The following is a 24,097-nucleotide window of genomic DNA, read 5'->3' as shown; positions in this document are numbered from 1 at the left end:
GAGCAAAGCGCGATGAAGAAGGTCGAAGCCATCATCAAGCCGTTCAAGCTGGACGACGTGAAGGAGGCGCTGCAGGACGCGGGTGTCCAGGGCCTGTCCGTCACCGAAGTCAAGGGCTTCGGCCGCCAGAAGGGCCATACCGAGCTTTACCGCGGCGCCGAATATGTCGTGGACTTCCTGCCCAAGGTGAAGATCGAGATGGTGCTGCCCGACGACCTGGTCGATGCCGCCATCGAGGCCATCATCGGCGCCGCCCGCACCGACAAGATCGGCGACGGCAAGATCTTCGTGTCGCCCGTCGAGCAGGCGATCCGCATCCGCACCGGAGAGACCGGCGACGACGCCGTCTGAACCGGACAGAATCCCACTAACCCGCAAAGACGCGGTCAAGGAGAAGTTTATGGCCACGAAAACGGTCGCCGAGGTCCTGGACCTCATCAAGTCGGAAGAGGTCGCCTATGTGGACGTCCGCTTCACCGACCCCAAGGGCAAGCTGCAGCACGTCACCCTGGACGTGGACCTGATCGACGAGGACTGGTTCGAGGAAGGCTTCATGTTCGACGGCAGCTCTATCGCGGGCTGGAAGTCGATCGACCAGTCGGACATGAAGCTGATGCCCGACGTGACCTCGGCCTACCTCGACCCCTTCTACGCCGAGAAGACCCTGTGCATCCATTGCAACGTGGTCGAGCCCGACACCGGCGAGCCCTATGCCCGCGACCCGCGCGGCACCGCCGTCAAGGCCGAGGCCTACCTGAAGTCCTCGGGGATCGGTGACGCCTTCTACTGCGGACCCGAGGCCGAGTTCTTCATCTTCGACGACGTCCGCTATGCCGTGACGCCGCAGAAGGTCAGCTTCCAGATCGATTCCCACGCGGCGGCCTGGAATACCGACACCGAATACGAGACCGGCAACCAGGCCCACCGCGCGCCCTTCAAGGGCGGCTATTTCCCGGTGAACCCGATCGACGAGGGGCAGGACATCCGCTCCGAGATGCTGTCCACCATGAAGCGGATGGGTATCAAGGTGGACAAGCACCACCACGAGGTCGCCACCGGCCAGCATGAGCTGGGGATGATCTTCGGCAGCCTGGTCGAGCAGGCTGACAACATCCAGAAGTACAAGTACGTGATCCACAACGTGGCCCACGCCTACGGCAAGACCGTGACCTTCATGCCCAAGCCCATGAAGGGCGACAACGGCTCGGGGATGCACGTCAACATGTCGATCTGGAAGGACGGCAAGCCGCTGTTCGCCGGCGACCGCTATGCCGACCTGAGCCAGGAAGCCCTGTGGTTCATCGGCGGCATCCTCAAGCACGCCAAGGCCCTGAACGCGATCACCAACCCCTCGACCAACAGCTACAAGCGGCTGATCCCCGGCTTCGAGGCCCCGGTGCTGCGCGCCTATTCCGCCCGCAACCGCTCGGGCGCCGTCCGCATCCCGTGGACCGAGTCGCCGAAGGCCAAGCGCGTCGAGGCCCGCTTCCCCGATCCGTCCGCCAACCCCTATCTGGCCTTTGCGGCGCTGCTGATGGCGGGCCTGGACGGCATCCGCAACAAGATCGACCCCGGCCCGGCCTCGGACAAGGACCTCTACGACCTGCCGCCCGAGGAACTGGCCGAGATCCCGACCGTCTGCGGCAGCTTGCGCGAGGCGCTGGAGGAGCTGGAGAAGGACATGGACTTCCTGCTGCAGGGTGACGTCTTCACTCGCGACCAGCTGGAAGCCTATATCCGGCTGAAGTGGGAAGAGGTCTATGCCTACGAGCATACCCCCCACCCCATCGAATACGCGATGTATTACAGCTGCTGAAACGCGGCACGTTCACCGGAAGGGCGCCCCAGTCGGGCGCCCTTTTGCGTTGCGGCAGGGCCGGACCGACAAGGTTCGGTGGAACAGTCCCGCGCCTGATGCCGTTCGGCTGGCACAACAGTTGGAGGCATCCATGCGCGCGATCACCTATCATGGCACCGGCAAGGTCCAGGTGGACAACGTCGACGACCCGACCATCGAGGAGCCGGGCGACATCGTCCTGAAGGTCACCTCGACCGCCATCTGCGGCTCGGACCTGCATCTCTACGACGGCTTCATCCCCGAGATGCGCAAGGGCGATGTCCTGGGCCATGAATTCATGGGCGAGATCGTGGCCGTGGGTTCCGGCGTGACCAAGTTCAAGCAGGGCGACCGGGTGCTGGTGCCCTTCAACATCGCCTGCGGGCAGTGCGACTTCTGCCGCATGGACGCCTTCTCGCTGTGCGACACCACAAACCCGGACCATGAAAAGGTCGAGCCGCTTTACGGCCAGTCGCCCGGCGGGATGTTCGGCTATTCGCACCTGTTCGGCGGCTATGCGGGCGGACAGGCGGAATACGTGCGCGTGCCGCATGCCGACGTGGGGCTGGTCGCGGTTCCCGAAAGCCTGCATGACGAGAAGGTGCTGTTCCTGACCGACATCTTCCCGACCGGCTACCAGGCGGTGGAACAGGTCGGCACCGGCCCGGGCGACATGGTCGCGGTCTGGGGCGCGGGTCCCGTGGGGCAGTTCGCCATCCGCTCGGCCTTCCTGCTGGGCGCCGAGCGGGTCTTCGCGCTCGACTTCGAGGAAGGGCGGCTGGAGCTTGCGCGGCAGGCGGGGGCCGAGACGATCAACCTGTCCAAGGAAGACAGCTACGAGCGGCTGCTGGACCTGACCGGGGGCAAGCTGCCCAACCGCTGCATCGACGCGGTGGGGCTGGAAGCGCATGGCGCATCCGTCATCGGCAACATCTACGACAAGGCCAAGACCGCGATGATGCTGGAAACCGACCGGCCGAACGCGCTGCGCGACGCGATCATGTGCTGCCGCAAGGGCGGCGCGGTCTCGATCCCCGGCGTTTACGCGGGCTTCGTGGACAAGTTCCCCATCGGTGCGGCCTTCGGCAAGGGCCTGACGATGCGCGGCGGCCAGACCCACACCCGCGCCTACATGGAGCGCCTGCTCAAGCGCATCGAAGCGGGCGAGATCGACCCCAGCACCATCATCAGCCACCGCGGCACGCTGGAAGACGGGCCGGAGTTCTACAGGAACTTCCGCGACAACCGCTCCGAGTTCACCAAATGCGTGATGACTCCCTGATCGACTGACGGGGGCCGGCCCGCACGGCCGGCCCGATTCGGTTGCACTGCCGGCGCGGGGGGTTCTAAGAGGCGGGCGAACGCCACCCTACGGAAGGCCCGCCATGATCCCCCGCTATTCCCGCCCCGAGATGGTGGCCATCTGGTCGCCCGAAACCAAGTTCCGCATCTGGTACGAGATCGAGGCCCATGCCTGCGACGCCCAGGCCGACCTGGGCGTGATCCCGCGCGAGAACGCCGAGGCCGTGTGGAAGGCGAAGGACGTCCAGTTCGACGTCGCCCGCATCGACGAGATCGAGGCCGTCACCAAGCACGACGTCATCGCCTTCCTGACGCACCTGGCCGAGCACATCGGCTCCGAGGAAGCCCGCTTCGTCCATCAGGGCATGACCTCGTCGGACGTTCTGGACACCACGCTGAACGTCCAGCTTGTCCGCGCCGCCGACATCCTGCTGGCCGACATGGACCGCGTCCTGGCCGCGCTGAAGACCCGTGCCTTCGAGCACAAGGACACCGTCCGCATCGGCCGCAGCCACGGCATCCATGCCGAGCCCACCACCATGGGCCTGACCTTCGCCCGCTTCCACGCGGAATGGCCCGCGGCCGCGAGCGGCTGGAACGCGCCCGCGAGGAAGTCGCGACCGGCGCGATCTCGGGCGCCGTCGGCACATTCGCCAACATCGATCCGGCCGTCGAGGAACATGTCTGCGCGAAGATGGGTCTGCGCCCCGAACCGATCTCGACGCAGGTAATCCCCCGCGACCGCCACGCGATGTTCTTCGCCACGCTGGGCGTCATCGCCAGCTCGATCGAGAACATCGCCATCGAGATCCGCCACATGCAGCGGACCGAGGTGCTGGAGGCCGAGGAATATTTCTCGCCGGGCCAGAAGGGCTCGTCGGCCATGCCCCACAAGCGCAACCCGGTGCTGACGGAAAACCTGACGGGCCTGTCCCGCCTCGTCCGCATGGCCGTGGTCCCCGCGATGGAGAACGTGGCGCTGTGGCATGAACGCGACATCAGCCATTCCTCGGTCGAACGCGCCATCGGGCCGGATGCGACGATCACGCTCGACTTCGCGCTGAACCGGCTGGCGGGCGTGATCGAGAAGCTGGTGATCTACCCCGAGAACATGCTGAAGAACATGAACAAGTTCAAAGGGCTGGTCATGTCCCAGCGCGTCCTGCTGGCGCTGACGCAGGCGGGGGTGTCGCGCGAGGACGCTTACCGCCTAGTCCAGCGCAATGCCATGAAGGTCTGGGAACAGGGCGCCGACTTCCGCGAGGAACTGCTGGCCGACCCCGAGGTGACGGCGGCGCTGTCGCCCGCCGCCATCGAGGAGAAATTCGACCTCGGCTATCACACCAAGCACGTGGACACGATCTTCCGCCGGGTCTTCGGCGCGGCCTGAGCCCGTTCACCGAAGATTAAGCCCGCTCTGGCAGGATGTTCCCCAAGGGTTCGACTCAAGGGGGCGCGGATGCTCAGGGCGGCGCCGGGGCTTTCGCCCCGGCAGAAGGCGGCGGTGGTGGTGCGCGTGATGCTGGCCGACGGGGTGGGGCTGGACCTGTCGCGCCTGCCCCCTGACATGCAGGCGCTGCTGGCGCAGGAAATGGCGGGGATGGAGCTGGTGGACCGCGACACCTGCGACGGGGTCATCGCCGAGTTCTGCGACATGATCGAGGCCGTGGGCGTTACCTTCCCCGGCTCGATCGACGGGACGCTGGACTTTCTGGGCGCGCATCTGTCTGCGGACACGACAAACCGGCTGCGCCGACTCGCGGCCCTGAACGGCGCGACGGACCCCTGGGACCGCATCGCCGCGATGCCACCCGCGCAACTGGCCGAGGTGGCGCGGACCGAGGCGGTCGAGGTCGCGGCGGTCATGTTCACCCGCCTGCCCGTCGCCCGCGCCTCCGAGGTCTTCGGCCTGCTCGACGCCGAACTGGCGCGGCAGATCGCCTATGCGATGTCGTTGACCGCGGGGATCGAGGCGCCGGCCCTGCGCCGCATCGGCCTTGCGCTGATCCGCGCCATCGACGCCCGCCCCCAGCCCGCGATCGAGGGGCAGCCCGTGGAAAAGGTGGGCGCGATCCTGAACTTCGCCCCTGCGCTCACGCGCGACGCGGTGCTGGCGGGGCTGGACCAGGACGACGCCGATTTCGCGGGCCGGGTGCGCAAGACGATCTTCACCTGGGCCAACATTCCCCGCCGCATCGACCCGCGCGATGTCCCCCGCATCGTGCGCGAGGTGGACGCCACGACCATGACCCGCGCGCTTGCGGGCGCCACCGGCGACAACGCCCCCACGGTCGAGTTCCTGCTGGCGGGCCTTTCCTCACGCCTGGCCGACAGCATGCGCGAGGAGATGGAAACCGTGGGCAAGGTCACCTCCAGGGACGCCGAAGAGGCGATGAACGCCGTTGTCGCCGCGATCCGGCGGATGGAACAGGCGGGCGAGCTGTTCCTGCTGGTCGAGGAGGAGGACGACACCGGTGGGGCCGGATGACAGGGCTGCGGGGTGCCGCGCAGGATTGCGGCGGAAGGACGGGCTTCCCCCGTGGACTTGCAGGCCGTGCGCGCCCGTGACTAAGAGGATGCGGTATCGTTCCGGGGCGGCCCCATGACCAACAAGATCGCGCTCGTGCTGGCGCTGCTGATCCTCGGCCTTTTTGTCCTGGACGCGGCCGCCCTGCACTGGAACCTGCCGCTGCTGGTCGGGCGGCAGATGCTGCACCTGGTCGAATGGGTCAGCTTCTGGCGCTGATCCGCCTGCGGACTTTCCGGGACAGCCGAGCCCCGGAAACCATGCACCTGGTCGCCTGATTGCATTTCCCGCCCATCTTGGGCATTCCCCTTCCCGCGCAGACCAGCGGTTGGAGGTATTCATGGCAGTCAAGGTAGCGATCAACGGCTTTGGCCGGATCGGGCGGAACGTGTTGCGGGCGATTGTTGAATCGGGCCGCACCGACATCGAGGTCGTGGCGATCAACGACCTGGGTCCTGTTGAGACCAACGCGCATCTGCTGCGCTACGACTCTGTCCACGGCCGCTTCCCCGCCCAGGTGACCACCACCGCCGACAGCATCGACGTGGGCCGCGGGCCCATCCGCGTCACCGCCGAGCGTGACCCGGCCAAGCTGCCGTGGGGCGACGTGGACGTGGCGCTGGAGTGCACCGGCATCTTCACCGACGGGCAGAAGGCCAAGATCCACCTGCAGAACGGCTCGAAGCGCGTGCTGGTCTCGGCCCCCGTCTCGGGCGAATGGTCCACCGACCGCGCGCTGAAGACCATCGTCTACGGCGTGAACCACGAGACGCTGGAATCGGGCGACCACGTCGTTTCGAACGCATCCTGCACGACGAACTGCCTGGCCCCCGTGGCCTATGTCCTGAACGAGGCGGTGGGCATCACCCGCGGCTTCATGACCACGATCCACAGCTACACCGGCGACCAGCCGACGCTGGACACGATGCACAAGGATCTCTACCGCGCCCGCGCCGCGGCGCTGTCGATGATCCCGACCTCGACGGGCGCGGCCAAGGCCGTGGGCCTGGTGCTGCCGAACCTCAAGGGCAAGCTGGACGGCGTGTCGATCCGCGTGCCGACCCCGAACGTCTCGGTCGTGGACCTGGTGTTCGAAGCCGCCCGGGACACCTCGGTCGAGGAAATCAACGCCGCGATCAAGGAAGCAGCCAACGGCAAGCTCAAGGGCATCCTGGGCTATACCGAGGAGCCGCTGGTGTCCTCGGACTTCAACCACGACCCGCATTCCTCGGTCTTCCACATGGACCAGACCAAGGTCATGGAAGGCAAGCTGGTCCGCATCCTGTCCTGGTACGACAACGAATGGGGCTTCTCGAACCGCATGTCGGACACGGCGGTCACCATGGGCAAGCTGATCTGAAATCGCCCGCCGGATCGACGAAAGGCCCGGCAATCGCCGGGCCTTTTCATTGCGGCTGCCCTGTCCGGCAGCATTCGGCATCGTCCCGGCGCGAGGCGCCGGAGTCCGCAGCTTCAGCGACGCGCCAGCCGCTTGGCATTGGCGCGGGTCCGGCGGCCGTAAGGCTTCAGCGCCGCCGCGAGGATCTGGTCGGCGCGTGCACCACGTGCGGCCGAACGGAACGCCGCGCTCAGCGATTCGCGGCAGGCATCGGTCTTTTCGGTGACCATCAGCCTGTTTTCGTCCTTGCCGTGGGGCAGCATCCCCAGCATCCCCGCCGTGCGCAGGGTCATGATGAACTGAGCCTCGATCCCCATGTGCATCAGATCCCCCCAAAGCCGCATCGAAGGCGCGTAGGGTGCGATCATCATATTCATCCACGATATCCTTTCACGATAAGCCGCCGCGTCAGCCGGGATCATCCTGCACGGCGAAGGCTGCGCGCACAGTTGCCACGGCCTGCCCTCGGGCAACGTCGGGCTTCTGGCTAACGCCATACGGTTCATTATAGATGCAAGTCATGAACAACTTCTTGCGACTGCGCCGTCCGGATGACTGGCATCTTCACCTGCGCGACCAGCAGATGCTGGCGGCCGTGGCCCCCTGGTCCGCCGGACTGGGCCGGGCGATCATCATGCCCAACCTCGTTCCTCCGGTGGTGACAGGGACGCATGCGGCAGAATACCGCGCCCGCATCCTGGCTGCACTGCCGGAAAACGCGACGTTGCGTCCGCTGATGACGCTGTATCTGACCGAGACCACCGATCCGGCCGATGTCCTGGCCGCCCACGGGGCCGGCATCATCTCGGCGGTCAAGCTGTATCCGGCAGGCGCCACCACGAACTCGGCCAGCGGCGTGCGCGACTTCGACCGCGTGCGGCCCGTCTTCGAGGCGATGGCGGAAGCGGGCATCCCGCTGTGCGTCCATGGCGAGGTGACGGACCAGGCCGTGGATATCTTCGACCGCGAGGCCGTCTTCATCGACTGTGTCCTTGACCCGGTCCGCCGCGCGACCCCAGGCCTGCGCGTGGTGATGGAGCATGTGACGACCAGGGACGGCGTCGACTACGTCCGCGCGGGCGGCGACATCGGCGCGACGATCACCACGCATCACCTCGTCATCAACCGCAACCACATCCTCGCTGGCGGCATCCGGCCGCACTACTACTGCCTGCCGGTCGCCAAGCGCGAATCCCATCGGCTGGCGCTTGTCGAGGCGGCGACCTCGGGCGACCCGCGCTTTTTCAGCGGCACCGACAGCGCCCCCCATCCCGACCGCGCCAAGGAAAGCGCCTGCGGCTGCGCGGGCTGCTTCACCGCGCCGAACTGGCTGTCCATCTGCGCCCATGTCTTCGAGGAAGCGGGCGCACTGGACAAGCTGGAAGGCTTCACCAGCCTGAACGGCCCCGCCTTCTACCGCCTGCCCCCGAACGAGGACCACATCCGCCTCGTCCGTCATGACGAGCCCGCCGTCTTCCCCGACCGCATCGAGGCGGGGGGCGAGACTGTGACCGTCTTCGACCCCGGCTTCCCCCTGTTCTGGCATATCGAGACCGACGCATGACCCTGAGTTTCCCCACGCGCGAGGAGATCGCCCGCCTCTCCGCCCGGATGCTGCTGGAGATCAGGGCCGTGCACTTCTCGGCCGAGCCTTTCACCTATGCCTCGGGGCTAAAGGGGCCGACCTATATCGACTGCCGCAAGCTGATCTCCTACCCGCGCATCCGCGGCACGCTGATGGACTTCATGGCGGCCACGGTCTGCCGCGACGCGGGCTTCGAGGCCTTCGACAACATCGCGGGCGGCGAGACGGCGGGCATCCCCTTTGCCGCGCTGGTCGCGGAACGGCTGGGCCTGCCCATGACCTATGTCCGCAAGAAGCCCAAGGGCTATGGCCGCAACGCCCGGATCGAGGGCGAGATGCGCGAAGGCCAGCGCGTGCTGCTGGTCGAGGACCTGACCACCGACGGCGGATCGAAGCTGTCCTTCGTGGACGCCATCCGCGAAACGGGGGCGAGTTGCGCCCATACGGCGGTGATCTTCTACTACGGCATCTTTCCCGAGACGACGCAGCGTCTGGCCGACCATGGTGTAACGCTGCATCACCTGTGCACGTGGTGGGACGTGCTGGAAGAAGCCAGGGCGCAGGGATCTTTCAACCAGGCAACCCTTTCGGAAGTCGAGGCTTTCCTGAACGACCCGCGCGGCTGGCAGGCGGCTCATCCCTGATTCAGCCACAGGGTTATCCACAGGTTCATACCTTATCCACAGGCTTTCCACCGATCCGTCCCGCGCCGATGCGGGGCGGGATCGTGGACCCCTGCGGCGGGGCGTGAGATAGTCAGCGCACCCGAGTCGAGGACATGAGATGAACGAGCTTCGCGCGCTCGAGCCCCGCCGTCCGGCGGCCGCTGACGAGTCCGATATCCCTTCCGTGCCCTTCTCGATCGAGGCCGAACAGCAGCTTCTGGGCGCGCTGCTGACCAACAACGACGTGTTCGACTCGATCACCCGCCTCATCCGGGCCGAGCATTTCTACGACCCCGTCCACCGCCGCATCTTCGAGCTGTGTTCCGAGCGCATCGTGCGGAACGCGCTGGCGAGCCCGGTGACGATCAAGGCCTTCATGGAACATGACGCGGGGCTCAAGGAACTGGGCGGCCCCGCCTATCTCGCACGCCTGGCCGGGGCCGCGGTGTCCTCTTACGCCGCGCGCGACTATGCCCGGATGATCCGCGAGTTCGCCCTGCGGCGCGAGCTGATCGCGCTGGGGCAGGAAATCTCGGCCCGCGCCGCGACCGTCGCCATCGACGACGACGCCGAGGACCAGATCAAGACCGCCGAGCAGACGCTGTACAAGCTGGGCGAGCAGGGCGTGGCCGAGCGCGGCTTCCAGTCCTTCCTGCAGGCCGTCACGGGCGCCGTGGAAACCGCAAACGCCGCCTATCAGCGCGGCGGCAAGCTGTCGGGGATCTCGACCGGGCTGATCGACCTCGACGCCAAGCTGGGCGGCCTCAACAAGTCGGACCTGCTGATCCTCGCCGGGCGCCCCTCGATGGGGAAGACCTCGCTGGCCACCAACATCGCCTTCAACGTCGCCAAGGCGCACCGGATGGGCGATCTGCCCGACGGCAGCCGGGGCACGGTGGACGGCGGCGTCGTCGGCTTCTTCTCGCTGGAAATGTCGGCCGAGCAGCTAGCCGCCCGGATCCTGTCCGAAGCCGCCGAGGTGCCCAGCGAACTGATCCGCCGGGGCGAACTGTCCGAAGAGGAGTTCCGCCGCTTCGTCGAAGCCGCCCACGCGCTGCAGAACTGCCCGCTGTACATCGATGACACGCCCGCCCTGCCGATCAACCAGCTAGCCGCCCGCGCCCGCAAGCTGAAGCGGACCATGGGGCTCGACCTGCTGATCGTGGACTACCTGCAGCTTCTGCGCGCGGCCTCGGCCAAGGACAGCCGCGTGAACGAGGTGAGCGAGATCACCCAGGGGCTCAAGGCCATCGCCAAGGAGCTGAACATCCCGGTGATCGCGCTGTCGCAGCTAAGCCGTCAGGTCGAAAGCCGCGAGGACAAGCGCCCGCAGCTTTCCGACCTGCGCGAATCCGGCTCGATCGAGCAGGACGCCGACATCGTGATGTTCGTCTTCCGTGAGGAATACTACCGCGAGCGCGAGAAGCCCTCGGACCACGACCTCGACAAGATGGCCGACTGGCAGAAGCTGATGGAACAGGTCCATGGCAAGGCCGAGGTCATCATCGGCAAGCAGCGCCACGGGCCCATCGGCTCGGTCGAGCTCAGCTTCGAGGGCCGCTTCACCCGCTTCGGCAACCTGGAACGCCACCACGTCCAGCAATGGGGCTGAGCCTGCCCGTCCCTGTCGTCACCATTGGTCTGCTGGTCGCGTCGAACCTGTTCATGACGCTGGCCTGGTACGGGCATCTCAAGTTCAAGACGGCGCCGCTGGTCACGGTGATCCTGGTCAGCTGGGGCATCGCCTTCTTCGAATACGTCCTGCAGGTGCCCGCCAACCGCATCGGTCACGGGCATTTCAGCGCGGCCCAGCTGAAGACCATCCAGGAGGTCATCAGCCTGACCGTCTTCGCGGGCTTCTCGTGGCTCTACCTCGGCGAGCGGCTCGGCTGGCAACACGCCGTCGGCTTCGGGCTGATCTGCGCGGGCGCCTGGTTCGTGTTCCACGACTGGGGGTGACGGTGCGTGCAAGGCACGCACCCTACCGTCTTCCAAGGACCGTGCACCTGATGCACGAGCGATGCACAGGCCATGCACAGCCGATCTGAACGCCATCCTGCATTTGCGTTTGCAAATCCTCGACGATTTTGCAAACGACGCGGCAGGAGGGACCGATGGCCAGCCACAAGATCTATGCCGGGGCCTCGCTGCGCGAGACGCGCAACCGCCACGGGCTGACGCAGCGGGTCTTCGCCGACCGGCTGGGCGTCTCGCTGCCCTATCTCAGCCAGATGGAGAACAATCACCGCCCCGTCTCGGCCGGGGTGCTGCTGCGGCTCGCGTCCGAATTCTCGGTGGACGTCGGCGCGCTGGCGGCGGGCGACGCGGACCGGATGGTGGTGGACCTGGCCGAGGCGCTGGCCGATCCGCTGTTCGACGATGCGCCGACGCTGGCCGACATGCGGCTGGCGGCCTCGAACACGCCGGGGCTGGTGCGGGCCTTCCTCGACCTTTACCGCGCCCACCGCGAGGGGCAGGACCGGCTGGCGGCGCTGGACGAGGCCATCGGCGCCACGGGCCAGAATGCGCTGACCTCTCCCTGGGAAGAGGTGCGCGACTTCTTCCATTACTGCGACAACTACATCGACGCCGTGGACCGCGCCGCCGAACGCTTCGCCTGCCCCGAGGGACGGCGCGTGCCCCCCATGGAGCGGGCGCTGGCGGCGCTGGCGGAACGTGGCATTTCCGTGCGCACCGCCGAACTGCCGCCCGGATCGGTCTTCCGGCGCGATGGCGAGGTGATCACGCTGAACGCGGTGGCGGACCCCGCGACGCAGGTCTTCCAGCTGCTGAACCTTGTCGCGCGGGAAACCCGGGCCGAACTGCTGGACGCGACGCTGGATCTGGCCCGCTTCCGCAGCGAGGCGGCAAGGGACATCGCGCGGCTGGGGCTGGCCAACTACTTCGCCGGTGCGGCGCTTCTGCCTTACCGCAGCTTCCTTTCGGCGGCGCGGGCGGAACGGCACGACCTTGAACGGCTCGCGCATCTCTTTGGCGCCTCGCTGGAGCAGGTGGCGCATCGGCTCTCCACCCTGCAACGGGCGGGGGAACGCGGCCTCCCCTTCTTCTTCGTCCGCGTCGACCAGGCGGGCACGATCACCAAGCGCCATTCCGCCACGCGCCTGCAATTCGCGCGCTTCGGCGGCGCCTGCCCCCTGTGGAACGTCCATCGCGCCTTCGAGACGCCGGGCCAGTTCCTGCGCCAGCTCGCGCAGACGCCCGACGGGGTGCGCTACCTGTGCCTGTCGCGCGAGGTGTCCAAGCCCGGCGGCGCCTTCCGCGCGCCCGTGCGCCGCTTCGCCATCTGCCTGGGGGTCGAGATCGCCCATGCGCGCGAACTGACCTATGCCGATGACCTGGATGTCGCGAACCCGGCGGGTTACGAGCAGATCGGCGTCAGTTGCCGCATCTGCCCGCGGCAGGATTGCCACCAGCGTTCCGTCCCTCCGATCGACCGGAAGGTGACGATCCCGGGCGACCGCACCGGCCCACTGCCCTACGCGATCGCCTGAGTCGGCAAGGGCTGCCATCGTCGCAATGGCGGGTTTGCGCGGAAAGGTTCCACCCTTTCCGCCGCATTGGGCGAGGTTCCGCCGACCAGAATGCAAAGATTTCTGCAAGCGTTGCATGCGCGCCACGGTTTCCGTTAGCAAGCCGCAACCTCGAGGCCTTGGCCTCGGCCTCTCACGACTGGATCACCCCATGACGCGATCGGCTTCTCTCCGTTCCGCAACCGATACTCCTGTGGCTGCGCCCCGCCGCCCGATGGTGCGCCGGGTCGGCACGGTGATGGCCTTCGGCTGGGCTGCGGTGGCCACCTCGATCCTGGCGCTGGACGCCACCGGCCCGCGCACCACAACGGCGGCCCTTGAAGGCGAGCTTGCGCAGCTGGTCGCCGAGCGCGACGCCCGCGCGGCCGACGCCACGGCCGCGCAGACGCGCTTTACCGCCGCGCTGGACCAGATCTCGGCCATGCAGTCGCAACTGCTGGCGTCGGAAGAAAAGCGGCGCGAGCTGGAAAGCGGCATCGGCGCGGTCCAGGCCTCGCTGCACGACGCCCTGGCCGAGGCGCAGGACACGCGCCGGCAGTTGGCCGAAGCCGAGGCCCAGGCATCCGGCGCCCTGCCCCAGGCCGCGCGCGCCGAGGAGATGTCGGCCGCCCTGGGCGTCCTGTCGGACGAGCTGAAGACCGCCGCCGCCGAACGCAGCGCCGCCGCCATGCGCGCCGACCAGGCCGTCCGCACGGCCGAGGCGATGGCTGTCGAGCGCGACGCCATGATCGCCCGCAACGAGGAGATCTTCGCCCAGCTCGAGGAAGCCGTCGAAGCCTCGGTCAAGCCGCTGGACGAGATGTTCAAGCAGGTCGGCGTGGACAGCGAGCAGCTTCTGGCGACCGTCCGCGAGGGTTACGAGGGCACCGGCGGCCCGCTGACGCCCATGGGCTATTCGTCGCGCGGCAATGCGGCGATCACCGAATCCGAGGCCCGCGCGAGCGAGGTCATGGTCTCGCTGGGCAAGGTCAAGGACTACAAGATCGCCGTCAGCAAGCTGCCGCTGGCGATGCCGGTCAAGTCGGCGTTCCGCTTCACCTCGGGCTTCGGCAAGCGCTGGGGCCGCGCGCACCAGGGCATCGACATGGCGGGCCCCGTGGGCACCGCCATCTTCGCCACCGGCGACGGTGTCGTGACCTATGCCGGCTGGCAGCGCGGCTATGGCAACCTGATCAAGATCCAGCACGAGCTGGGGACCGAGACGCGCTATGGCCACCTGTCCAAGATCCGGGTGAAAGTGGGCCAGAAAGTCTCGCGCAACAGCCTGATCGGTGATATGGGCAATACCGGCCGCTCGACCGGACCGCATCTGCATTATGAAGTGCGCGTGGACGGTAAGGCCGTGAACCCCATGAGCTTCATCAAGGCCGCACAGAATGTTTTCTAAGACCCGCGTCACAGAACCCGGCCCTCGGGCCTTTACCCAGGACTCCGAAGTGAACCGGCCCGTGATGGACACCAAGCCTGACTTTCCCGCAGCTCCCCAGCCGATGCGCGCGCGCTCCGGCCCCTCGGTCCTGTCCAGCGACCTGACGGTCAAGGGCAACATCACGACCCAGGGCGACGCCCAGATCGAGGGCGTGGTGGAAGGCGACATCCGCGCCCACCAGCTGACGGTCGGCGAAAGCGCCACCATCCGGGGCGAGATCGTGGCCGACGAGATCATCGTGAACGGCCGCGTCGTGGGCCGCGTCCGGGGCCTCAAGGTGCGCCTGTCGGCCACCGCGCGGGTGGAGGGCGACATCGTCCACAAGACCATCGCCATCGAGTCGGGCGCGCATTTCGAAGGCTCGGTCCAGCGGCAGGAAGACCCGCTGGGCAACGGCATCACGCCGAAGCTGGCGCCACCCCAGCCGGTCGATCTGGACGACTGATTTTCCCGAGAGCGGGTACGGACGGGCGCCCCTGCGGGCGCCTGTTTTCGTTTCAGCCCTCGTCGTCCTCGGGGGGCAGTAGGTGGCGGTACATGTGCCAGCTGGCATGGCCCAGCACCGGCAGGGCGATGAAGAGCCCCAAAAACAGCGGCGCGATCCCGGCGAACAGGATCAGCGCGATCACCAGCGCCCAGGCGAGCATCACCAGCGCATTCGAGGTCACCGCGTCGAAGCTGGCGATGATGGCGCTGACCAGGTCCACCTCGCGGTCGAGGATCAGGGGCAGCCCCCCCACGGTCATGCCGAAAAGCGCCGCGGCAAAGCCCGCGCCGATCACCGTTCCCAGCGCCAGCATCGTCAGGCCGCGGCCCGTCAGCAGGATCTCGGGCGAGGTGGTGATGTTGGTCAGCGACTGGATGCCCATGAAGACCGCGAAGATCGTGTGGGCGACAAAGACCCAGAACATGAACATCAGCAGGATCGCCATGGCCATCGACGGCACCTGCCGGTCCTTCTGCGCGAAGACCGCGCCCAGCACGCCCGGCCAGTCGAGCGGCAGCCCGGCCTCGATCCGGCGGCTGACCTCGTACAGGCCCACAGCCGCGAAGGGGGCGATCAGCGGAAAGCCCACCACAAAGGGCATCAGCCACCATTCCTGCCCCGAGGCGGTGGCGACGGCGGTCAGCACCAGCCCGCCCAGCACGTAGAATCCCGCGAAGAACAGGCCGAAGGCGGGCGCGCGCTGAAAGTCGGACCAGCCCGCGCGCAGCGACTCGACAATGGCCTCCAAGCCGACCAGCGCGGGCGTGGGAATGGCGTCGGGGGTGATGTCGTCGCGGACCGAGCCGGGGCGGTAGGGCATTCCCGGCTCGTCGTAGCTGGTCAGCCGGGTGAAGTTCACGCGGCGCGCCCCGGCGGGGCCGGGCGCGGGGTCCGGCGCCGGGTCGGGCATCGGCGGCCGGGTCGGGTCGGGGATCGGCTGCGGCCTCGGAACGCCCGGATCGCTCATCCCGCCTTCCTTTCGGCCGGGGCCGCCGCATAGCGGGCGCGCAGTGCCTGGTTCACGGCGGGGGTGACGAACTTGGACACGTCGCCCCCCAGCCGCGCGATCTCCTTCACCAGCTTCGAGGCGATGGCCTGCCGCCGGGCGTCGGCCATCAGGAAGACGGTTTCCACGCTGGCGTCCAGCGCGCGGTTCATGCCGACCATCTGGAATTCATATTCGAAGTCGGCCACCGCCCGCAGGCCGCGCACGATGACGCTGGCGCCCACGTCGCGGGCGCAGTCGATCAGCAGGTTCTCGAAGGGATGAACCACGATCTCGACCCCGCGCGCCTGGCCGATGGCGTCGCATTCCGCGTGGACCATGGCCACGCGTTCCTCCAGCGAGAACAGCGGGCCCTTGTCGCGGTTGATGGCCACGCCGATCACAAGGCGGTCCACAAGGGTCGCCGCGCGCTGGATGATGTCCACATGGCCCAGCGTGATCGGGTCGAAGGTGCCAGGATAAAGGCCGATCCGCATGGGTCTGCTCCGTTCACGGTTCCGTCAGGAACGCAAACCGAAACGCCGCCGCTTTGCAAGCGCTGCAATGCAGCGGCAGGGCCTCAGTTGCCCATGATCATCCCGGTCAGCGCCTCTTTTTCGGCGTTCAGTTCCTTGAGGCGCCCGAACACCACGTCCCCGATGGACACGACCCCCAGCATCTCGCCCTTGTCGTCCACCACCGGCAGGTGACGGAAGCGCCCTTGGGTCATCCGCTCCAGCACCTCGAGCGCGTCGTCGGCGCAGACGCAGGTGCTGACCTTGCGGGTCATCATCTCGCTGGCCGTGCGCTCCAGCACCTCGGCGCCCGAACGGCCCAGTTCGCGCACGATGTCACGCTCGGACAGGATGCCCTCGGCCTTGCGTCCGTCCGAGGACACGACCACCGCGCCGATCCGGCGTTCCGACAGCAGCCGCGCCGCCTCGGCGACAGTGGTGTCGGGCCGGATCGTCACGATCTCGTCGGGACCGGACTTCATGGCGAGGATCTGCTTCACGATCATGGCGGGACCCCTTGGTGTTCGTGTCACCACCCAGCGTTGCCGCGACGGATCGTTTCGTCAACCCTGCGCGTCGACCAGCGATTCAAGCCGCGCCACCTCGCGGCGCAGGCCCAGCGCCACCGCCTCGGCCAGGCGGTTCAGCCGGGCCGAGCGGCGGTCGTCGGCCGGGCGAAGCAGCCAGAAGGACCGGGTCAGCGCGATCCGGTCGGACAGCACCCGCCGCACCCCCGGCGCAAAGGGGATAGCGAAGTCGTGGACGATTCCCAGCCCCGCCCCGGCCCGGATCGCCTGCATCTGCACGCTGACCGAGTTCGACGACAGCGCCGCATGGTCCGCCCCTGTTTCCGACAGGTAGTCGAGTTCGCGGTCGAAGATCATCTCGGGGATATAGCCGATCATCCGGTGCCCCCTGAGGTCCGCGGGGCCGAGGATCGGCGGGTGGCGGTCGAGGTAGTCGGCGTGCCCGGCCAGATGCAGGCGGTAATCGGCGACCTTCTGGATCGCCGCCCGGCCCGTCTGCGGGCGGCTGACGGCGATGGCCATGTCGGCTTCGCGCCGGGACAGGTTGAAGACGCGCGGCAGGGCGACGATCTGGATTTCCAGCCCAGGATGCTCATCCATCAGCCGGGCGGCCAGTTGCGGCATCAGGTAGTTGGCGCAGCCGTCCGGCGCGCCGATCCGCAGCTGCCCCGTCAGCCCCCCCTGGGTGAGGGCCTCGGCCGCCGCCTGCGCCGCCACCTCCGCGGCCTCGGCATGGGGGACCAGCGCCGCGCCTTCGGGGGTCACCGCGTAGCCCTGCGGGGTCTTGGCGAACAGCACCCGGCCCAGCGCGGTTTCCAGCCGCGCCACGCGCCGCCCCACGGTCGAGGCGTCCATCCCCAGCCGCCGGCCCGCGCGGGACAGCGATTCCTCGCGCGCGACGGCCAGGAAGATGCGGAGGTCGTCCCAGTCCATACCTGCATTCCTGCAAAACGGTTTGGCCGCATCGTCGCTTTACGCCTGCGTTTGCGCAAGGGTAGGTTCCGCCCGAAATATGGGGAGAGCCTATCATGCGCGCCATTCACCACTGGATCGACGGCCAGGAAGCGCCCGGCAAGTCCGGCCGCACCGCCGATGTCTTCAACCCCGCGACCGGCGAGGTCCAGGCCAAGGTGGACCTGGCCACGAAGGCCGAGGTCGATGCCGCCATCGAGCGCGCGGCCGAGGCGCAGGTGAAATGGGGCGCCACCAACCCCCAGCGCCGCGCCCGCGTCATGATGGAGATGGTGCGGCTGCTGAACCGCGACATGGACAAGATGGCCGAGATGCTGTCGTCCGAGCACGGCAAGACCTTCCCGGACGCCAAGGGCGACATTCAGCGGGGCCTCGAGGTGATCGAGTTCTCGATCGGCGCGCCGCACCTGCTGAAGGGTGAGTTCATCGACGGCGCCGGTCCCGGCATCGACATGTATTCCATGCGCCAGCCGCTTGGGGTCGTCGCGGCGATCACGCCCTTCAACTTCCCGGCCATGATCCCGCTGTGGAAGCTGGGCCCGGCGCTTGCCTCGGGCAACGCGGTGATCCTGAAGCCCTCCGAGCGCGACCCCTCCGTGCCGAACATGATCGCGGCGCTGTTCAAGGAAGCGGGCCTGCCCGACGGCGTGCTGCAGGTCGTCCATGGCGACAAGGAAGCGGTGGACGCGATCCTTGATTCCGAGATCATCCAGGCCGTGGGCTTCGTGGGCTCGACCCCGATCGCGCAGTACATCTATGAGCGTGCCGCCCAGACCGGCAAGCGCGCCCAGTGCTTCGGCGGCGCCAAGAACCACATGATCATCATGCCTGACGCCGACATGGACCAGGCGGCGGACGCGCTGGTGGGCGCGGGCTATGGCGCGGCGGGCGAACGCTGCATGGCGATCTCGGTCGCGGTGCCGGTGGGCGAGGAAACCGCCGACCGCCTGATCGAGAAGCTGGTGCCCCGGATCGAGAAGCTGAAGGTCGGTCCCTGGACCGCCGGCAACGACATCGACTACGGCCCGGTCGTGACCCGCGCCGCCAAGGAGAACATCCTGCGGCTGGTGGAACGCGGCGTGGAACAGGGCGCGGAACTGGTCGTGGACGGCCGGGACTTCAGCCTGCAGGGCTACGAGGACGGCTTCTTCGTCGGCCCGCACCTGTTCGACCGCGTGACGCCGGACATGGACATCTACAAGACCGAGATCTTCGGGCCGGTGCTGTCCACCGTCCGCGCGGCCTCCTACGAGGAAGCGCTGGGTCTGGCGATGGACCATGAATACGGCAACGGCACGGCGATCTTCACCCGCGACGGCGACGCCGCGCGCGATTTCGCCAGCCGCTGCAACATCGGCATGGTGGGGATCAACGTCCCGATCCCGGTGCCGCTGGCCTATTTCACCTTCGGCGGCTGGAAGAAGTCGGGCTTCGGCGACCTGAACCAGCACGGGCCGGATGCCTTCCGCTTCTATACCCGGACCAAGACGGTCACGAGCCGCTGGCCGAGCGGAATCAAGGAAGGCGCGGCCTTCAACTTCAAGGCCATGGACTGAACGACGCGGGCGCCCCTGACCGGGGGCGCCCTGCCCTGCCCTAATGCGAGCCGGTGCTGGCCGGGGTCCGGCCCGAGACGCCGCCCGACCAGACCGCGTCGCCCCGACGCATCAGCCAGTAGCTCGCGCCGCCGATCAGCACCCCGAAGAACCAGCCGTAAAGACCCCACCAGGACGGCAGCAGCGTCGTGAAGGTCGGCAGGATCGAGCTGAACACCATGCCCACGAACAGCGCGACGAAAGCCTTGCCGTGAAAGCCGCCGTTGAACCGGAACTCGCCCCGCTCGCGGTAAAGATCGGGCACGTTCAGTTGCGTGCGCCGGATCAGGTAATAGTCCACCATCATGATCCCGAAGATCGGCCCCATGGTCGAGCCGATGAAGTTCACGAAGCGCGTGGCCCCCGTTTCCCAGGGCGCCCAGGGGTAAAGCACCAGCGCGATCCCCGCCGCGATCAGCCCGCCCCGCCTGAAGTCGATGGCGCGCGGCGCGGCGTTGGAAAAGTCGAAGGCGGCCGAGACGAAGTTCGCCACCACGTTGATCCCCAGCGTCGCCACCACGAAGGTCAGCGCGGCCAGCAGCGCCAGGAACCAGCTGTCGAACTTGGCGCTGATCTGGTCGGGATGCAGCAGCACCTCGCCGTAGACGTGGAAGGCGGCGGTGGTCGTCACCCCGGCCACAAGGCAGAAGGCCAGCAGATTGACGGGCAGCCCCCAGAGGTTGCCGATCCTGAGCGATCGCTCCGACGTCGCATAGCGCGAGAAGTCGCAGAAGTTCAGGTAAAGCGCCGCGAAATAGGTGATCCAGGTCGCGGCCACCGCCATCAGCGTGGGCAGGCTGCCCGGCGGGGTCGAGATGCCCGCGTCGCGTGTCGCCTCGACCAGCACGTCGCGGGGGATTTCCTCGCCGAAGCTGAAGCGGCCGGACTTGGCCACGAGGTAGATGGCGAGGATCAGCATCATCAGCCAGACCGCCGGTCCCGCCCAGTCCTGGAAGCGGCGCACCGTCTCCATCCCGCGCTGGATGATCAGAAGCTGCGCGGCCCAGACCAGCAGGTAGCAGATCACCTCGAGCGTGGAATGCCCGAGCAGCTGGCTGGACTGGTGGAACTCGAGCATCGCGGGCCAGCGGATCATCAGCGCGACCAGCGCCCCCGAGGCGGCGGCGGTCTGCGCGCCGTACCAGAAGCAGGCGACGAGGCCCCGGATCAGCGCGGGGATGTTCGCGCCGAAGGTGCCGAAGGAGGCCCGCGCCAGCACCGGGAAGGGCACGCCGGTGCGGACGCCCGCCACGCCCACCAGCGTCATCAGCCAGTAGATGACCAGCGAGCCCGCCCCGATCGCCAGCAGGAAGTTCCAGAAGTTGCCGCACAGCAGGAACAGGCTGGCGGCAAGATAGTAGCCCCACAGCGAATGGACGTCCGAGGTCCAGACGTTGAAGATCGAGAAGGCGCCCCATCGCCGTTCCTGCGCGGGGGCGAGGTCCTCGTTGTAAAGCGCGGGCGAGGGATTGGTGACCTGCATGGGAAATCCGCTTGTGCATGGTTGCGTCGCACCCAGCCTGCGCCGGCCCCGCGAGTCTGTCCAATGTCCTTGCGCGCCGCTGGCCTTTCGGCCGCGCGCCTTGCAATAGTTGTGCAACACTGCGCCCCTAGGCGCAAAATCCGATCAGACGGGCGATGGGAGGTCGCATGGATTTCGCACTGACCGAGGAACAGCAGGCCATCTTCGACATGGCGCGCGATTTCGGGGCCGAGCATATCGCGCCCCATTCGCGCGCCTGGGAGGCCGCGGGGACCATCCCCCGGGACCTCTGGCCGCGCATTGCCGAGCTGGGCTTCGGGGGGCTGTATGTCAGTGAGGATTACGGCGGCTCGGGGCTGACGCGGCTGGACGCCACGCTGGTCTTCGAGGCGCTGGCGATGGCCGACCCGGCGGTGGGATCGTTCCTGTCGATCCACAACATGTGCGGCGGCATGATCGACAAGTTCGGCAAGCCCGAGGACAAGGAACGCTGGCTGCCCGACCTGTGCAGCATGAGGAAGGTCTTCTCCTACTGCCTGACCGAGCCGGGTTCGGGGTCCGACGCCGCCGCCCTGCGGACGCGTGCGGACCGGACCAACGCGGGCTGGAAGCTGAACGGGACCAAGGCCTTCATCTCGGGCGGCAGCTATTCGGACGCCTACATCTGCATGGTCCGCACGGGCGAGGACGGGCCGAAAGGCATCTCGACGCTCGTGGTCGAGGACGGGGCACCGGGGCTGTCCTTCGGCGCGCTGGAACACAAGATGGGCTGGCAGGCGCAGCCGACGACGCAGGTGCAGTTCGACGACTGCCTTGTGCCTTCCGAAAACCTGCTGGGCGAGGAAGGGCGCGGCTTCACCTACGCGATGGCCGGTCTGGACGGCGGGCGGCTGAACATCGCGGCGGGTGCGCTGGGCGGCGCGCAGGCGGCGCTGGACCAGACGATCCGCTACATGGGCGAGCGCAAGGCCTTCGGGAAGTCGCTCGACCAGTTCCAGGCGCTGCAGTTCAAGCTGGCCGAGATGGAGGTCGCGCTGCAATCCGCCCGCACCTTCCTGCGGCAGGCAGCCTGGAAGCTGGACAACAAGGCCCCGGACGCGACCAAGTTCTGCGCCATGGCCAAGATGTATGTGACCGACCGCGCCTTCGAGGTCGCGAACGGCTGCCTGCAGCTGCATGGCGGCTATGGCTATCTGGCCGATTACGGCGTCGAGAAGATCGTGCGCGACCTGCGCGTGCACCAGATCCTGGAAGGCACCAACGAAATCATGCGGCTGATCGTCAGCCGCGCCCTGCTGGCGGAGCGTGGCTGATGGACGACCTCAACATCCGCCGCGACCGCCATGCCGGCCGCATCACCCTGACGCGCCCCAAGGCGCTGAACGCGCTGAGCCACGAGATGGCGAATGCGATCAAGGCCGCGCTGGACGGCTGGCGCGACGATCCGGCCGTCCGGCTGGTCATCATCGACGCCGAGGGCGACCGCGCCTTCTGCGCGGGCGGCGACATCGCGGCGGTCTATCACGGCGGCCGCGCGGGCGACCACGGGATCGGACAGCGCTTCTTCGCGGACGAATACCGCATGAACGCCACGATCAAGGACTATCCCAAGCCGGTCGTCGCCTTCATGCAGGGCTTCGTCATGGGCGGGGGCGTGGGCATCGGCGGTCATGCCAGCCATCGCGTCGTGGGCGACACGACGCAGGTGGCCATGCCCGAATCCGGCATCGGCCTGATCCCCGACGTGGGCGGCACCTGGCTTCTGGCCCGCGCGCCGGGGCGGATCGGGGAATACCTCGGCCTGACGGGCGCGCGCATGGGCCCGGGCGACGCGATCCACGCGGGGTTTGCCGACATCTACCTGCCCGAGGCCGAGTGGGAGGCCGTGAAGGACAGGCTGGCCGAGACCGGCGATGCCTCGGCCCTGCACCGTCAGGCCCCGCCCCCTGCGGCGCTGGAAAGCCGCGACCTGTCGGCCTTCGGCGGGCGCACGGTCGAGGAGATCGTGGCCGCGCTTGAACACGCCGGCGACGACGAGGCGCTGAAGCCCATCCGCCGCAACTCGCCCCTGTCCATGGCCGCGACGCTGGCGATGGTGCGGGCCGCACGCGGCGACCTGCGGATGCAGGAGTCGCTGTCGCGCGAATACCGCTTCACCCATCGCGCGACGGCGGACAGCGACTTCCTGGAAGGCGTGCGGGCCCAGATCATCGACAAGGACCGCAAGCCGGCGTGGAGCTCGGCCGCGGACAGGGCAAAGGTGGACGCCATGCTGGCCGATCTGGGACCAGGCGAACTGTTGTGGGAGGATGACGCATGAAGGTCGGATTCATTGGCCTTGGCAACATGGGGGGGCCGATGGCCCGCAACCTCGTGGCGGCGGGGCACGAAGTCTCGGGCTTCGATGTGGCGGGCGCGGATGTCGAGGGCGTGACCCCGGCGCTGAGCGCGGCCGAGGCCGCCTGCGACGCCGACGTGGTCGTCACCATGCTGCCGAACGGCCCGATCCTGCGCAGCGTGGCCGACCAGGTGATTCCGGCGATGAAAGCGGGCGCGGTGCTTTGCGACTGCTCGACCGTGGACGTGGACAGCGCCCGCGCGGTGGCGGAACAGGCGCGGGCGGCGGGGCTGGGGGCGCTGGACGCGCCGGTCTCGGGCGGGGTCGGCGGCGCTTCGGCGGGGACGCTGACCTTCATGGTGGGCGGCACGGCCGAGGCCTTCGAGAAGGTGAAGCCCCTGTTCGATGTCATGGGCCAGAAGGCCGTCCATTGCGGCGATTCGGGCGCGGGTCAGGCGGCCAAGATCTGCAACAACATGATCCTGGGCGTGACCATGATCGCCACCTGCGAGGCCTTCGCCCTGGCCGACAAGCTGGGTCTGGACCGGCAGAAGATGTTCGACGTCGTGTCCACCTCGTCGGGCTACAGCTGGTCTATGAACGCCTATTGCCCGGCGCCGGGGGTGGGGCCGACCTCGCCCGCCGACAACGGCTATCGCCCGGGTTTCGCGGCCGAGCTGATGCTGAAGGACCTGCGCCTGTCCCAGCAGGCGGCCGAAAGCGCGGATGCCGACACGCCCATGGGCGAACTGGCGGCGCGGCTTTACGCCGAGTTCGTGGAGCGCGAGGACGGGCGGGGCCGTGACTTTTCTGCCATGCTGCCGCGGCTTGCCGGGCGGGGACGGCCTGCGGGCACGGCCTGAGCGAAACCCCGGCCACGGCCGGACGTTGATCCGGACG

23 protein-coding genes and 1 pseudogene are annotated in these 24,097 nt (G+C 67.8%); 18 read left to right on the top strand and 6 right to left on the bottom strand.

The features are described 5' to 3' along the window. Positions 1-12 precede the first annotated feature (12 nt). The 7 genes and pseudogenes from BLQ03_RS02470 to gap all read left to right on the top strand — a co-directional run bounded on the left by BLQ03_RS02470 (position 13) and on the right by gap (position 7,026). On the top strand, positions 13-351 hold the full coding sequence (locus BLQ03_RS02470) for a P-II family nitrogen regulator (protein ID WP_090752357.1): 339 nt from the start codon (positions 13-15) through the stop codon (positions 349-351). A 49-nt stretch (positions 352-400) separates the two neighbouring features. Next, the gene (gene glnA / locus BLQ03_RS02465) at positions 401-1,816 is read left to right on the top strand and encodes a type I glutamate--ammonia ligase (protein WP_090752354.1); all 1,416 of its coding nucleotides are present in this window, start codon (positions 401-403) and stop codon (positions 1,814-1,816) included. 133 nt (positions 1,817-1,949) lie between these two features. Then, positions 1,950-3,119: a zinc-dependent alcohol dehydrogenase gene (locus BLQ03_RS02460; RefSeq protein ID WP_090752353.1), complete on the top strand. Its 1,170-nt coding sequence runs from the start codon at positions 1,950-1,952 to the stop codon at positions 3,117-3,119. Positions 3,120-3,222: 103 nt separating this feature from the next. Next, positions 3,223-4,529: pseudogene (gene purB, locus BLQ03_RS02455) on the top strand (adenylosuccinate lyase). Positions 4,530-4,598: 69 nt separating this feature from the next. Next, positions 4,599-5,627, top strand: a complete 1,029-nt coding sequence (locus tag BLQ03_RS02450; RefSeq protein WP_090752350.1) for a flagellar motor switch protein FliG — start codon at positions 4,599-4,601, stop codon at positions 5,625-5,627. A gap of 114 nt (positions 5,628-5,741) precedes the next feature. Next, positions 5,742-5,885 carry a hypothetical protein gene (locus BLQ03_RS18230; protein WP_175558748.1) on the top strand — a complete coding sequence of 48 codons (144 nt, stop codon included), beginning with the start codon at positions 5,742-5,744 and terminating at the stop codon, positions 5,883-5,885. Between the two features lie 121 nt (positions 5,886-6,006). Next, complete coding sequence (gene gap / locus BLQ03_RS02445) at positions 6,007-7,026, top strand: type I glyceraldehyde-3-phosphate dehydrogenase (RefSeq protein ID WP_090752348.1); 1,020 nt, start codon at positions 6,007-6,009, stop codon at positions 7,024-7,026. Positions 7,027-7,139: 113 nt separating this feature from the next. On the opposite strand, the gene BLQ03_RS02440 is transcribed toward gap, so the two are convergent. Then, on the bottom strand, positions 7,140-7,442 hold the full coding sequence (locus BLQ03_RS02440) for a hypothetical protein (protein WP_090752347.1): 303 nt from the start codon (positions 7,440-7,442) through the stop codon (positions 7,140-7,142). A 143-nt stretch (positions 7,443-7,585) separates the two neighbouring features. On the opposite strand from BLQ03_RS02440, the gene pyrC reads away from it, so the two are divergent. The 7 genes from pyrC (at position 7,586) to BLQ03_RS02405 (ending at position 14,740) form a co-directional block, all read left to right on the top strand. After that, complete coding sequence (gene pyrC, locus BLQ03_RS02435) at positions 7,586-8,629, top strand: dihydroorotase (protein ID WP_090752345.1); 1,044 nt, start codon at positions 7,586-7,588, stop codon at positions 8,627-8,629. Then, positions 8,626-9,294 (top strand): orotate phosphoribosyltransferase, encoded by a 669-nt coding sequence (locus BLQ03_RS02430; RefSeq protein ID WP_090752343.1) that lies wholly within the window; start codon positions 8,626-8,628, stop codon positions 9,292-9,294. The genes pyrC and BLQ03_RS02430 overlap by 4 nt, the downstream gene beginning before the upstream one ends. 139 nt (positions 9,295-9,433) lie before the next feature. Further along, a complete protein-coding gene (locus tag BLQ03_RS02425) occupies positions 9,434-10,927 on the top strand; it encodes a replicative DNA helicase (RefSeq protein ID WP_090752341.1) in 1,494 nt (497 codons plus the stop codon). Beyond that, a complete protein-coding gene (locus BLQ03_RS02420) occupies positions 10,918-11,274 on the top strand; it encodes a DMT family protein (RefSeq protein ID WP_090752338.1) in 357 nt (118 codons plus the stop codon). Before BLQ03_RS02425 ends, BLQ03_RS02420 begins: the two co-directional genes overlap by 10 nt. 155 nt (positions 11,275-11,429) lie before the next feature. Beyond that, entirely contained in the window at positions 11,430-12,827 is a 1,398-nt protein-coding gene (locus BLQ03_RS02415; protein WP_090752336.1) for a helix-turn-helix domain-containing protein, read from the top strand. Between the two features lie 190 nt (positions 12,828-13,017). Further along, the gene (locus BLQ03_RS02410; protein WP_090752334.1) at positions 13,018-14,253 is read left to right on the top strand and encodes a DUF5930 domain-containing protein; all 1,236 of its coding nucleotides are present in this window, start codon (positions 13,018-13,020) and stop codon (positions 14,251-14,253) included. Continuing rightward, the gene (locus BLQ03_RS02405) at positions 14,243-14,740 is read left to right on the top strand and encodes a bactofilin family protein (RefSeq protein ID WP_090752332.1); all 498 of its coding nucleotides are present in this window, start codon (positions 14,243-14,245) and stop codon (positions 14,738-14,740) included. The genes BLQ03_RS02410 and BLQ03_RS02405 overlap by 11 nt, the downstream gene beginning before the upstream one ends. Before the next feature lie 52 nt (positions 14,741-14,792). On the opposite strand, the gene BLQ03_RS02400 is transcribed toward BLQ03_RS02405, so the two are convergent. The 4 genes from BLQ03_RS02400 to BLQ03_RS02385 form a co-directional block, all read right to left on the bottom strand. After that, positions 14,793-15,602: a DUF2189 domain-containing protein gene (locus BLQ03_RS02400; protein WP_425415714.1), complete on the bottom strand. Its 810-nt coding sequence runs from the start codon at positions 15,600-15,602 to the stop codon at positions 14,793-14,795. Between the two features lie 143 nt (positions 15,603-15,745). After that, positions 15,746-16,264, bottom strand: coding sequence for a pantetheine-phosphate adenylyltransferase (gene coaD / locus BLQ03_RS02395; RefSeq protein WP_090752327.1), 519 nt, complete (start codon positions 16,262-16,264; stop codon positions 15,746-15,748). An 83-nt stretch (positions 16,265-16,347) separates the two neighbouring features. Further along, positions 16,348-16,788, bottom strand: coding sequence for a CBS domain-containing protein (locus tag BLQ03_RS02390; RefSeq protein ID WP_090752324.1), 441 nt, complete (start codon positions 16,786-16,788; stop codon positions 16,348-16,350). Positions 16,789-16,845: 57 nt separating this feature from the next. Next, positions 16,846-17,742, bottom strand: a complete 897-nt coding sequence (locus BLQ03_RS02385; protein WP_090752322.1) for a LysR family transcriptional regulator — start codon at positions 17,740-17,742, stop codon at positions 16,846-16,848. Between the two features lie 95 nt (positions 17,743-17,837). On the opposite strand from BLQ03_RS02385, the gene BLQ03_RS02380 reads away from it, so the two are divergent. Continuing rightward, positions 17,838-19,337, top strand: coding sequence for a CoA-acylating methylmalonate-semialdehyde dehydrogenase (locus BLQ03_RS02380; RefSeq protein ID WP_090752319.1), 1,500 nt, complete (start codon positions 17,838-17,840; stop codon positions 19,335-19,337). A gap of 40 nt (positions 19,338-19,377) precedes the next feature. Here the strand turns inward: BLQ03_RS02380 and BLQ03_RS02375 are convergent, their stop codons facing one another. Further along, positions 19,378-20,859, bottom strand: a complete 1,482-nt coding sequence (locus BLQ03_RS02375) for an NCS1 family nucleobase:cation symporter-1 (protein WP_090752316.1) — start codon at positions 20,857-20,859, stop codon at positions 19,378-19,380. A gap of 167 nt (positions 20,860-21,026) precedes the next feature. On the opposite strand from BLQ03_RS02375, the gene BLQ03_RS02370 reads away from it, so the two are divergent. The 3 genes from BLQ03_RS02370 to mmsB are packed head-to-tail and all read left to right on the top strand — an operon-like array spanning position 21,027 to position 24,060. Continuing rightward, complete coding sequence (locus BLQ03_RS02370; protein WP_090752314.1) at positions 21,027-22,172, top strand: acyl-CoA dehydrogenase family protein; 1,146 nt, start codon at positions 21,027-21,029, stop codon at positions 22,170-22,172. Continuing rightward, a complete protein-coding gene (locus tag BLQ03_RS02365; protein ID WP_090752312.1) occupies positions 22,172-23,179 on the top strand; it encodes an enoyl-CoA hydratase/isomerase family protein in 1,008 nt (335 codons plus the stop codon). Before BLQ03_RS02370 ends, BLQ03_RS02365 begins: the two co-directional genes overlap by 1 nt. Further along, complete coding sequence (gene mmsB / locus BLQ03_RS02360; protein ID WP_090752310.1) at positions 23,176-24,060, top strand: 3-hydroxyisobutyrate dehydrogenase; 885 nt, start codon at positions 23,176-23,178, stop codon at positions 24,058-24,060. The genes BLQ03_RS02365 and mmsB overlap by 4 nt, the downstream gene beginning before the upstream one ends. Positions 24,061-24,097: the final 37 nt, after the last annotated feature.

The organism is Paracoccus chinensis (assembly GCF_900102885.1).
Lineage (GTDB): Bacteria > Pseudomonadota > Alphaproteobacteria > Rhodobacterales > Rhodobacteraceae > Paracoccus > Paracoccus chinensis.
This window is presented reverse-complemented; position numbering and strand designations above follow the sequence as displayed.